Source organism: Gordonia desulfuricans NBRC 100010, assembly GCF_001485495.1.
GTDB classification, from domain to species: domain Bacteria; phylum Actinomycetota; class Actinomycetes; order Mycobacteriales; family Mycobacteriaceae; genus Gordonia; species Gordonia desulfuricans.
In genome coordinates this window covers 1-10,949 of sequence record NZ_BCNF01000181.1, presented here as the reverse complement: position 1 = coordinate 10,949, position 10,949 = coordinate 1, and the positions used below count along the sequence as shown (strand labels likewise).

General features: G+C 69.0%; 8 protein-coding genes and 1 pseudogene. 3 read left to right on the top strand and 6 right to left on the bottom strand.

The features are described from left to right. Window positions 1-455, top strand: a pseudogene (locus GD1_RS25115) (hypothetical protein); the annotation flags it as partial. 48 nt (window positions 456-503) lie between these two features. Here the strand turns inward: GD1_RS25115 and GD1_RS23115 are convergent. Then, window positions 504-1,655: an FAD-binding oxidoreductase gene (locus GD1_RS23115; protein WP_020790001.1), complete on the bottom strand. Its 1,152-nt coding sequence runs from the start codon at window positions 1,653-1,655 to the stop codon at window positions 504-506. A gap of 176 nt (window positions 1,656-1,831) precedes the next feature. Between GD1_RS23115 and GD1_RS23110 the strand changes: the two genes are divergently transcribed. Beyond that, on the top strand, window positions 1,832-2,947 hold the full coding sequence (locus GD1_RS23110; RefSeq protein ID WP_059039843.1) for an amidohydrolase family protein: 1,116 nt from the start codon (window positions 1,832-1,834) through the stop codon (window positions 2,945-2,947). 64 nt (window positions 2,948-3,011) lie between these two features. Here GD1_RS23110 and GD1_RS23105 read toward each other — a convergent pair whose 3' ends face one another. Together GD1_RS23105 and GD1_RS23100 are read right to left on the bottom strand one after the other, a co-directional pair. Then, entirely contained in the window at window positions 3,012-3,908 is an 897-nt protein-coding gene (locus GD1_RS23105; RefSeq protein WP_174519101.1) for a serine/threonine-protein kinase, read from the bottom strand. Between the two features lie 54 nt (window positions 3,909-3,962). Then, entirely contained in the window at window positions 3,963-4,385 is a 423-nt protein-coding gene (locus GD1_RS23100; RefSeq protein ID WP_053776293.1) for a nitroreductase family deazaflavin-dependent oxidoreductase, read from the bottom strand. Between the two features lie 31 nt (window positions 4,386-4,416). On the opposite strand from GD1_RS23100, the gene GD1_RS23095 reads away from it, so the two are divergent. Further along, window positions 4,417-5,784, top strand: coding sequence for an FAD-binding oxidoreductase (locus GD1_RS23095; RefSeq protein ID WP_059039840.1), 1,368 nt, complete (start codon window positions 4,417-4,419; stop codon window positions 5,782-5,784). Window positions 5,785-5,799: 15 nt separating this feature from the next. Here the strand turns inward: GD1_RS23095 and GD1_RS23090 are convergent, their stop codons facing one another. The 3 genes from GD1_RS23090 to GD1_RS23080 all read right to left on the bottom strand — a co-directional run bounded on the left by GD1_RS23090 (window position 5,800) and on the right by GD1_RS23080 (window position 10,674). Continuing rightward, window positions 5,800-8,217 carry an acetyl-CoA acetyltransferase gene (locus GD1_RS23090; protein ID WP_059039838.1) on the bottom strand — a complete coding sequence of 806 codons (2,418 nt, stop codon included), beginning with the start codon at window positions 8,215-8,217 and terminating at the stop codon, window positions 5,800-5,802. 73 nt (window positions 8,218-8,290) lie between these two features. Next, window positions 8,291-9,982: an acyl-CoA dehydrogenase family protein gene (locus GD1_RS23085; protein ID WP_059039845.1), complete on the bottom strand. Its 1,692-nt coding sequence runs from the start codon at window positions 9,980-9,982 to the stop codon at window positions 8,291-8,293. A gap of 59 nt (window positions 9,983-10,041) precedes the next feature. Continuing rightward, the gene (locus GD1_RS23080) at window positions 10,042-10,674 is read right to left on the bottom strand and encodes a TetR/AcrR family transcriptional regulator C-terminal domain-containing protein (RefSeq protein ID WP_059039837.1); all 633 of its coding nucleotides are present in this window, start codon (window positions 10,672-10,674) and stop codon (window positions 10,042-10,044) included. Window positions 10,675-10,949 lie beyond the last annotated feature (275 nt).

Sequence of the window (10,949 nt, the reverse complement as noted above, 5' to 3'; positions counted from 1 at the left end):
CGCCCACGGCACCGGCCGACCCCGCCCTCCTGGCCACCGCGCCGACCACGAGTTCTGCGCGCGGACGGACCGGCTTCGGCCTGCGGTGGTGGGCGATCGGTGGTGCGGCCGGCGTCGCCGCCCTGGTCTGCCTGACCGTGCTGGTGGCACTGTTCACCGGCGACGACGGGACCAGTCCGGCCGCCACCACCTCCACCGTGACCGTTCCGGGTACGACGGAGCAGGTCACGGTCACCCGCACGGTGGCCGGTGACGCCGCCACGGTCACCGACGAGCAGACCGTCACCCGCACCGTCACCGCCTCACCACAGACCCGGACCACCGAGCGCACGGTCACCGAGACCGTCACCGAGACCGCCGAGGCCACGGTCACCGCCACCGAGTCGGAGACCGTCACCGAGACGGTGACCGAGTCGCCCCAGGGCCAGAGCGGCGGATTCGGCCCGCAGGAGTAGAGCCCGGGGTTCGCCGGATGTCAGTACCCGGATCTCAGTACATGGATCTCAGTACATGGGGTCGTGCTGGATCAGGCTGGCGCGGACCCCGGCGATGATCAGGCCGCGCCGGGTGTTCTCCACCATCCCCGGTGACCCGGTGATCAGGGTCTGGTGGTCGTCCCACGGTCCGGCCGCACCGACGACGTCGACGAGCCGGCCGATCTGGTGCTCGATCCCCAGGTCTGCCGGGGCCACGGTCCCCTCCAGCCACCACGGGTCCTCGGCGGTCTCCGACACCGCGGTGATCCGCAGCCACGGGTTGGTCGACGCGATGCGTCGCAGCACGGGCAGGTCGTACAGCTCGCCGGGGTGGCGGGCACCGTAGAAGACATGTGTCGGCGGGGCATCGGCCCGCGCCGACATCTCGATGAGCAGGGCCCGTAACGGGGCCAGCCCGGTTCCCCCGGCGACCATCAGCACCCGACGATCACGATCGACGTGCAGGGTGCCGTGTGCCTGGGCGAGGGTCCACACGTCACCGATCCGGGTCTGCCCGACGATCGTCGTGCTGACCGGGCCACCCGGCACGGATCGGACGTGGAACTCGAGTTCGCCGTGCGGGTTCGGCGGGATCGCCGGGGAGAGGTTGCGCCATTCCCGTGGCCACTGCGGGATCTGTGTCTCCAGGTACTGGCCGGTGTTGAAGCGCAGCGGCGACTGTGTGGTCAGCCGGACCACGGCGAGATCGCGGGTGATCCGGAACTTCTCCACCACCTGCGCGGTCCACGTCGCCGGCCCGACCGCGGTCTGGGCGGCTCCCCGCATCACGCCGGTCACCAGCATCATCGCCTGGCCGACGGTCCGTTGCGCCTCGTCGTCCCAGTAGGTGCCCAACAGGGCCGCGAACTCACCCATGAGCGCCTGGTACATCGCCTGGTAGTTGTCCGCGGTGACCCCGAACTTGCGGTGGTCGCGGCCGAGCTGCGCGAGGAACTCGACGAGCTCGGCCTGACCGGTCTCGGCCGGGATCACCTCGAGCACGTGGTCGATCACGTGATAGAACGCCTTGCGCTGAGTGGTCATCATGGCCCCGAACAGCTCCCGGAGATCGGGGTCGATGGCGAACAGCCGGGTGTAGATGTTCGTCGAGAACCGTTCGGGATCGCGATTGACCAGTTCTCGCAACTGGTGCAGCACATGGCGCGAATGGTTGGCCACGCCGGCACCTCCACACACTCTCGGATCCCACGATCGCGCCGGCGAACTCCTGCGGTGCTCGCACGGATCGGTCGGCGCGGGTCCCATTCTGCCCTCATCCCCCGTCCGGATGACGAATGGCCTGCCGCGCCGGGTGTCGTACATGTGACCTGGACAGGTGTGGCAGGGTGGGAAGAGTGACGACGCTCGACGGCCTGATTGACGGGATCGTCGACACCCATGTCCAGCAGTGGAATCCGCGCCGCAGTCCGCGTCTGGGCCGGCGGATGTCACGGGTGCAGCGGGTTGTCCCACGTTTCGGGGACAGGGTGTTCTCGGTGGTGTCCTCTCAGGCCGAGCGCGAGTATCTGCTCACCCCGCGGCTGGTGGCACGCGCGTACGAACCGCGCCAGTACTCCAACGACGTGGCCGCGGTGCCCGCGGTGTGCGGGGTGCCGATCGAGTCGGTCGTGGTCACCGACGCCTACACACCCCTCGACGAGGGCGAGTACCCGCCCGACGACCACTGCGTGGCCGAGGTGGACTATCTGCTGGGGTTGCCGTTCGGGACGGCGTCTGCGCCGGCGCTCGGGGCGATGATGGTGCGCGGCAATCCGACGCTGGACGGGTTCGGCGAGCGCCTCGACTCCCAGCTGGCGGTGTCGGACCGGATCCGGGGTATCCAGATCAACGCGAGTCGCCATCCGGATCCGAAGGTGCGCGACGGGTGTCAGACCGATGGGCTGCTGGCGACCCCGGCGTTCCTGCGTGGGATGGAGGCGGTGGCCGGGCGGGGTCTGGCCGCCGAGATCTTCGTCTACTCCCATCAGCTGTACGACGTGGTGAGCGTGGCGCGGGAGTATCCGGACACCACCATCATCGTCGACCATCTCGGTTGCCCGGTGGGGGCCTTCGGGCCGGTCGGGCTGCGCACCGGCACCACCGCCGCGGCACGCGCGGACATCCTGCGCCTGTGGCGGGAGCGGATGACGTCGCTGGCCGCGCAACCCAACATCGTGATCAAGCTGTCCGGGCTGGCGCTGCCGGTGCTGGGGTACGGCAGCGAACCCTGGGGCAACATCGGTGCGCGGGACACCCTCACCCACATGGTCGGTCCGCTGGTCAAACACGTTGTCGCGCACTTCGGTTCGTCACGTGTGATGTTCGGGTCAAACTTTCCGCTGGACAAGCCCAATGCGTCCTTCGAGATGGTCGTCGGCAGTCTGCTCGACGTCCTCGAACCCTGGGGTGAGCACGTGCTGCGCAGTGTGTTCCGGGAGACCGCGCGGAAGGCCTATCGCATCGGCGACTGACCTGTCGCACAGTCGTTTCCCGTGCACCGCACCGGCCACCGACGAGCATCGGGCCCCGACGATCTCAGCGACCGCGGAACCACCCGGTCCGTGATGGACGCTCCTCGGGTACGGGGACGTCGCGCAGGGTGCGGATGACGATGTCGACGAGCTCCGCGCAGTGCTGGTATCGGTCCTCGGGGTTCTTGGCGAGCGCCTTGGCGAACACCGAATCGAGCGACGACGGCAGCCATTGTCGACGTCGGGTGAGTCGGGGCGGGGTGTCGCGGAGGTGGGCGTAGGTGATCGCGAAGGCGGTGCTCCGGGGGAACGGCGGCAGGCCGGTGAACAACTCCACCAGGCTGCATGCGAAGGAGTAGATATCGCTGGCCGGTGAGAGTTGTTGGGCCTGAAGTAGTTCCGGAGAGGCGTAGGCGATGGATCCCTGCACGCGGCCGTTGCGGGCCAGGGGGCGGGTGTCGTCGAGCAGTTGGGCGATCCCGAAGTCCGACAGGAGCATGCCGGCGTCGTCGGAATCGGAGGTCAGCAGGATGTTCGCGGGTTTGACGTCGCGGTGCAGGACGTCGCAGGAGTGGGCGTAGTCGAGCGCCTCGCCGATCTGTTGGGCCAGCCGCAGCACCATCGGGACCCGTGGCTGCCGGTTCTCCCCGGGGATCAGCGACACCGCCGACGGGCCGGCGGCGTACTGCATGGCCAGCCACAGGGTGTGGGGGCGTCGGCGGCCGTCGGGGTCGCGCCCGGTCGAGGTGGGATCGGCGGACTCGGCGATCTCACCGCTGGCATACATCGACGCGACGTGCGGGTGGTGCAGCAGGGAGGCGATCGAGTACTCGCGTTCGAAGCGCTCGCGGGCGCGTGCCGCGTCGGCGCCGTGGGTGTAGAGCACCTTGAGCGCGACGGGTGTCGCGTCGCCGGTGCGGTGGGCGCGGTAGACGTCGGCGCTGCTGCCGTGTCCGACCATCGTGTCGACGACGTAGTCGGCCACCGCGTCGCCCTGTCCCAGCACGCGTCCAGATTAGTGCGGTGTCAGCCGGAAGATCGGGAACGCGCGTCCCTCGGCGGTCTCGGTGTACTGCGCGAAGCCGTCGGAGACCGCCAGGAACAGCTGCCATGCCTGCTCGCGCTGCACCGGATCGAGTTCGGTGGCCCGCGCGGTGTAGGTCTCGACGCCGACGTCGCCGGGCCGTTCGACGGTGACCTCGGGGTGCTTGCGCAGGTTGTGCACCCAGGCCGGGTCCTTCGGTGAGCCGGCTGCGCTGCCGACGATCAGCCGGCCCCCGGATTCCTCGGGGATCGACATCAGCGGGTTGATGCGCTCGGCCCCGGACCTGGCGCCGACGGTGTGCAGGAGGATCAGGCCACGACCGAAACCGGCTGTGGTCACGGTGCCGTTGTTGGCGCGGAACTCGTCGATGATGGTGGTGTTGAAGTCACTCACGGCTTCCATGGTGCCACTTAGGGTGTAGTCCATGAGCGATGTTGACCTGAGTGAGTTGATTGCCGACCTTCCCGCGCAGATGGTCGTCACCGACCCCGATATCCTCGCCGGATATCGTCAGGATCGCGCTCAGGACCCCGACGCCGGCACCCCGCTCGCACTGATCCGACCCACCACCACGGCCGAGGTGCAGACGGCCGTGCGCTGGTGTGCGGCGAACAAGGTGCCGCTGATCACCCGCGGTGCCGGCACCAGCCTGTCCGGTGGTTCCACCGCGGTCGACGGCGCGGTGATGATCTCGACGGAGAAGATGCGCGAGTTCACCATCGACACCGCCACCCGCACGGCCGTGGTCCAGCCGGGGTTGCTGAACGCGGAGGTCAAGGCGGCCGCGGCGGCCAACGGACTCTGGTATCCGCCGGACCCGTCGTCGTTCGAGATCTGTTCGATCGGTGGGAACGTGGCGACCAATGCGGGCGGACTGTGTTGTGTGAAGTACGGAATGACCACCGATTACGTCCTCGGTCTGCAGGTGGTGCTGGCCGACGGTCGTGTCATCCGCCTGGGCGGCAAGCAGCTCAAGGACTCCGCGGGTCTCTCCCTGGTCAAACTGTTCGTGGGCAGCGAGGGGCTGCTCGGGATCGTCACCGAGGTCACGCTGCGACTGCTCCCACCGCAGGCGTCGGCCTGCACCGTGGTTGGTACCTTCGCGTCGGTGCGCGAGGCCAGCGAGGCGGTCCTCGCGATCACCGCTCGCATCCGTCCGGCGATGCTCGAGTTCATGGACGGGGTGTCGATCAACGCCGTCGAGGACATGCTGCGGATGGGTCTCGACCGTGAGGCGGGTGCGCTGCTGGTGGCGCAGTCCGATGCCCCCGGCCCGGCCGGTGTGGCCGAGGTCGCGATCATCCGGGAGGCTTTCGAGTCCAACGGTGCCGCAGATGTTTTCGACACCGACGATCCCGCCGAGGGGGAGGCGTTCACCGCCGCGCGCCGTGCCGCGATCCCGGCCGTGGAGAAACTCGGTTCGCTGTTGCTCGAGGATGTGGGGGTGCCGTTGCCCGCGCTGCCCGATCTCGTCGACGGCGTGGCGGCGATCGCCGCGGGGAACCGGGTGATGATCTCGGTGATTGCGCATGCCGGCGACGGCAACACCCATCCGCTGATCGTGTTCGATCCCGACGACGCCGACGAGCACGACCGTGCCCAGCGTGCCTTCGGTCAGGTGATGGATCTGGCGATCTCGTTGGGCGGCACCATCACCGGCGAGCACGGCGTCGGCCGGCTGAAGAAGGGCTGGCTGCCCGACCAGCTCGGCCCCGACGTCATGGAACTCACCGCCACCATCAAGCACGCCCTCGATCCGGAAGGACTGCTCAATCCGGGTGTGCTGCTGTAGGTCTCACCCCGGCGGCTACCGGCCCGTCCAGTTCGGCGCGCGTTTGGTGACGAAGGCCAGCACGCCCTCCATCGTGTCCTGGCTGATCAGCAGGTCGTTCAGCACCGCCGGGGTGGTCGCGCCGATGGCCTCGACCGGGTCGGGGATCTGCTCTGCGGCGGCCATCGCGGCCAGCGAGGCCCGCACCGCGGTGGGTGATCCCGCCAGGATCTCGGCGGCCACCGCACGGGCGACCTCGAGAGACCGTCCGTGCTCGGCGATCCGGCTGACCAGGCCGATGCGGTGTGCCTCGGCGGTGTCGATGCGGCGGCCGGTGAGGATCATGTCGCGGGCCAGTGCCGGGCCGAGGGCGCGCGGTAGCCGCACGAGGCCGCCGGCTGCGGCGGCCAGGCCCACCTTCACCTCGGGCAGCCCGAAGCTCGCCTGCTCGTCGGCGACGATGATGTGGCAGGCCAGTGCGATCTCCAGGCCGCCGCCGAGTGCGAGTCCGTTGACCGCGGCGATCACCGGTTTGGGCATCGTGGGCCGGGAGGTGAGACCGCCGAAACCGTTCTTGGGGACCGCGAGCAGTGCGTCACCGGCCATGTGTGCCAGGTCGTTGCCGGACGAGAACGCCTTGTCGCCGGCGCCGGTGAGGATCGCCACCCACAGGTCGGGGTCGGCGAAGTAGGCGTCGAAGATCTCGTCGAGCTCGGCGTTGGCCTTCGGGTTCAACGCGTTCCGGGAGCCCGGACGGTCGATGGTCACCTCCAGTAGGTGACCCTCGCGTCGGATCCCGATGTGCTCGTAGGCGTCTCGGAATCGGTGGGTGGTGACCGGGAAGAGTTCGGTCATCCGTTCCTCCGACACCGCCACTCGGTTGCCGTGGGCGAACGACCGGACGAACACCGCGGTGCCGATCGGGTCGTCGGCGGTGGCCAGGCGGTCGAGTAGTTCCTCGTCCGCGTCGGCGACATTCGCGATGAAGCGGCGTCCGGGATCGTTCGGGGTGTCGTCGTCGAGCCGGCCGATGACGATCGTCCGCCGACGCCCCTTCCGGTCGGGTGGGGTGATCGTATAGGTCTCGATGGTGGCGGTGCCGTCGGCGTCGTGGCAGTCGTCGACGCTGGGCGCCGCGTCGAGCTCACACTGGCGCCGTGCATCGTCGGCGGCGTGCCAGGCGACCGGGTCGGTGGAATAGATGCCGACCGAATACTTGCTCAGCACACCGCCGTTCGCGGCGACCAGACCGAGTGTTCCGGGACGTGCACGGACGCGGCCGGCGATCTCGGCGATCGCGTGCATGGAGTAGTTGTTCCCGGGACCACCGAAGTAGGGCAGGCCGCCGGTGACGGTGAGACCGCGCGGGTCGTCGGCGGACAGTCCGAATGCGTCGCACACGGTGAACACCGCGATGGGGAAGCAGCTGTAGAGGTCGAGGAAGGCGATCTCGTCGAGTTCGGTGCCGGCCATCTCGAGGGCCGCTCCGAGCGCTGCGGTGGCCGCGGGCCCCTGTGACAGGTCGGGACGCTCCATCAGCGGGCGTTCCCGCAGGTCCGAGTGGCCGTGCAGGAAGACACATCTCGCCGGGTCGATCCCCAGCGCCCGTGCCCTGCCGACGGACATCAGGATCACCGAGGCGGCCTGGTTGACCTGGTCACGCGAGACCAGCAGTCGGGTGTACGGGTCGGTGAGCGCACGATTGCCGTTCGTGGTGTCGAGCAGTTCGTCGGCGGTACGCGATTGTCGGGACGCCGCATGCGGATTGGTGGCGGCGACCTGTGACATCGGTGCGAACAGCTCGGCCATGGATCGCGCGTACTCGGTGCGGGACAGTCCGATCCGGTGGCGCCGTGCGTTCTCGAGCAGCGCGTACTGCAACAGTGGTTCGATCAGGTGATGCCGGGCCTCCTGAGCGGTGGTGAGTCCGGCGAGCCCGAATCCCCGGTCCTCGTGTGAGCCGTCGACGTGCTCGGCGAAGTCCGGCCGATCCTCCGCCGCGAGTTCCGACATCGCGTGCCGCACCGTCGAGATCACCTCGGCGCCGACGATCACCACACCGTCGGTGCGGCCGTCGGCGATCCGCCGGGCGAACTCGGTGACGAGTTTTTGCGGGCTCTGGCCGCCGACCACCTCGGTGATCGCGGTGGCCGGATCGAGTCCGGTGCGGGCGGCGACGGCGCGCGGCATGTTGTCGGGGCGGCCGAGTGGGGCCGCCGACAGCGGACTGGACACCTCGAACGACCGCACCGCGACCACCGTGTCGATCTCCGCGGCCACCGATGCCGGGTCGGTCCCGGTGTCGGCGAGTGCTTCGCGGACCGCCTGCGCGGCGAGGTCGGCCTCGCCGAGCCCCCGGTAGTCGGGGTCGGTCAGGCGTTCGGAGGCCTGACCGACGCCGATGAGCACGGGCGTGCGGGGATCGAGCTCGTCGAGCGATACACGCGGGGCCACCGGGCGCCTCCTCCGGGTTGTGACACAGGTCTCGGTGATTGTGTCATCCGATCCCGGATGCGCCCGCGGGAGGTCAGTGCCGCGTCAGGATTGCTCCCAGATCGGTGCCGGTGGGCAGCGCCCCGTACTCGAAGGCGCGGTCGGCGCCCAGGCGTGCGGCGATGAACGCATCGGCCACCGCGGCCGGCGAGAAGCGGACCAGCAGGGACGCCTCGAGCGCCAGCGCCATGGATTCGACGACACGACGTGCCCGGCGCTGGGCGGATGCCGCGTCGAGTCCGGCGAGTTCACCGAGGTCGCGGCGCAGCTGATCGAGGTGCGCATCGAGGGTCGGGTCGGTGCCGCGCGCCAGGTTCACCTCGGCGTCGAAGGCGCCGACGGAGTCGGGTTCACGCGTCATCGCGCGCAGCACGTCGAGGGCGATCACATTGCCCGATCCCTCCCAGACGGCCATCACGGGCTGTTCGCGGTAACGCATCGACAGCGGGAAGTCCTCGGTGTACCCGTTGCCGCCCAGGCATTCCAGTGACTCGTAGGCGTGATGCGGTCCGCGCTTGCAGATCCAGTACTTGGCGACGGCGGTCGCCAGCCGGCGGAACGCCTTCTCGGAATCGCTCGCGTCCTCGTCGTGGGCACGGGCCAGGCGCATCGCGGTGACGGTCGCTGCCTCGGATTCGAGGGCGAGGTCGGCGAGCACGGCGGTCATCGCCGGCTGATCGACCAGGGTGGCGCCGAAGGCGGCCCGGTGCCGGGCATGCCAGAGTGCCTCGGCCACCGACTGTCGCATGCCGGCCGCGCTGCCCAGGACACAGTCGAGGCGGGTCTGGGCGACCATCTCGATGATGGTCCGCACGCCGCGGCCCGGCTCGCCGATCATCACCGCGACCGTTCCGTCGAGCTCGATCTCGCTGGAGGCGTTGGACTTGTTGCCCAGCTTGTCCTTGAGCTGTTGGATGCGGAACGAGTTGCGGGTGCCGTCGGGCAGGACGCGGGGGAGCAGGAAACACGAGAGTCCTTCGCCGCCTTGGCCTTGTGCTTGTGCCAGGACCAGGAAGGCATCCGACATCGGTGCCGAACAGAACCACTTGTGTCCGGTCAGCAGGTACTCGGCGCCGGGGCCGCCGCTGCCGACCGGCACTGCGACGGTGGTGTTGGCCCGGACATCTGAGCCGCCCTGCTTCTCGGTCATCGACATGCCGAAGATCGCCGACGACTTGTCCGCCGACAACTCGGAAGAGTAGCTGCGCGACAATGCCTTCGGAACCCACTGTGCGGCGACGTCGGGCTGCAGTTCCAGCGACGGGATCACCGCGTGGGTCATCGAGACGGGGCAGGCGTGCCCGGGCTCGATCTGGCCGAACAGATAGAACGCCGCGGCGCGCACGACGTGGGAGCCGGGCTGCGGATCGGCCCAGCAGCGGGTGTGTGCGCCGTGGGCGATCGAGGCGCTGATGATCCGGTGATACGACGGGTGGTACTCGACCTCGTCGATCCGGTTGCCCCAGCGGTCGAACGGGTGGAACTGCGGGGTGATGGTGTTGGCGAGCTTCGCGTCGTGCTGGAACTGTTCGGTGCCGACCAGCGCGCCGATCTCGACGAGTTCCGCATCACCCCACCCGCCGTCGTGGCGGGTGATGGCCTCGCGCAGAACCTGATTGGCCTCGTACTCGTTGACGTCGACGCGCGGGACGGATTGGTTGAGCACGGTGTGGGTGAGGTGTGGTCGCGGATGGGCCGTGGTCGGCGACGCGGGTGTCTGGGTCATGTCGGGCTCCGATCGGGTGACGGCGGATGAGGGTCGGCCGGCGTGGCCGGTCACTGTGGTCAGTCGGCGAGGACGAGCGGTTGATCGAGGACGGTGTCGGGGATCTGCAGGGCGGCGAAGACCACCGCCACCGAGTCCTCGAGGGTGTAGCCGAATTCGTCTGCGGTGGCGGCTTTCTGGACGATGAGTCCGAAGATCGCCGACCAGAACGCGCGGGCCTCCACGTCGATGTCGGCGCGCAGTTGCCAGCCGGTGCGCACCAGGGTCTGCGTCAGGGCGTCCTGGCCGCGCTCGTGCAGGGTGCGCAGGGTCTCGGTGATCTGTTGGCGTAGATCGGTGCGACGCGACACCAACAGCATGGCGGTGGTGAACAACTCGACGTTGCGGGCCTGCGGGCCGAGCAGGGTGCCGATCAGGATGTGGGTGTACTCGCGCACCGTCGTCGCCGACGCAGCGGACTCCTCGGCGTGCCGACCGGCGCGCAGCACCGCCGCGCAGGCCACCTCGACGAACAGTTGCTCCTTGGAGCCGAAGTAATAGGTGACCTGGTTGGGGAAGGCTTCGGCACGCGCGCAGATCTGGGCCACCGACGCGGTCTCGCCGTGCTCGGTGAACACCTCGCTCGCGGCATGCAGCAGCGCCTGGCGGGTGGCCTTGCCGGCATCGCGGCTGGCCCGGCGGGTTGGGGGCATGAATCGATCACCTCGAGCGCACTTGTTTGTATGACAAACAATAACTGGTTCGTGTGTGACGGTCAACACCTCGCCGTGTGGTGGAGTAGGAGCGCATCCCTCAGAAGGGCGGCGGGTCGGGTGAGTCCGTCTGGGTGGCGGGCGTCTGGTTGCGGGCACGGTTGCGTTGCCGCTCGAGTCGTCGGCGGCGATGCTTTCGGGCCAGTGTGGATTCCCGGTCCAGGATTCGTTCCCCATCCGGTTTGCGGTGCGTACCCGGCGGTCCTGGCGTACCC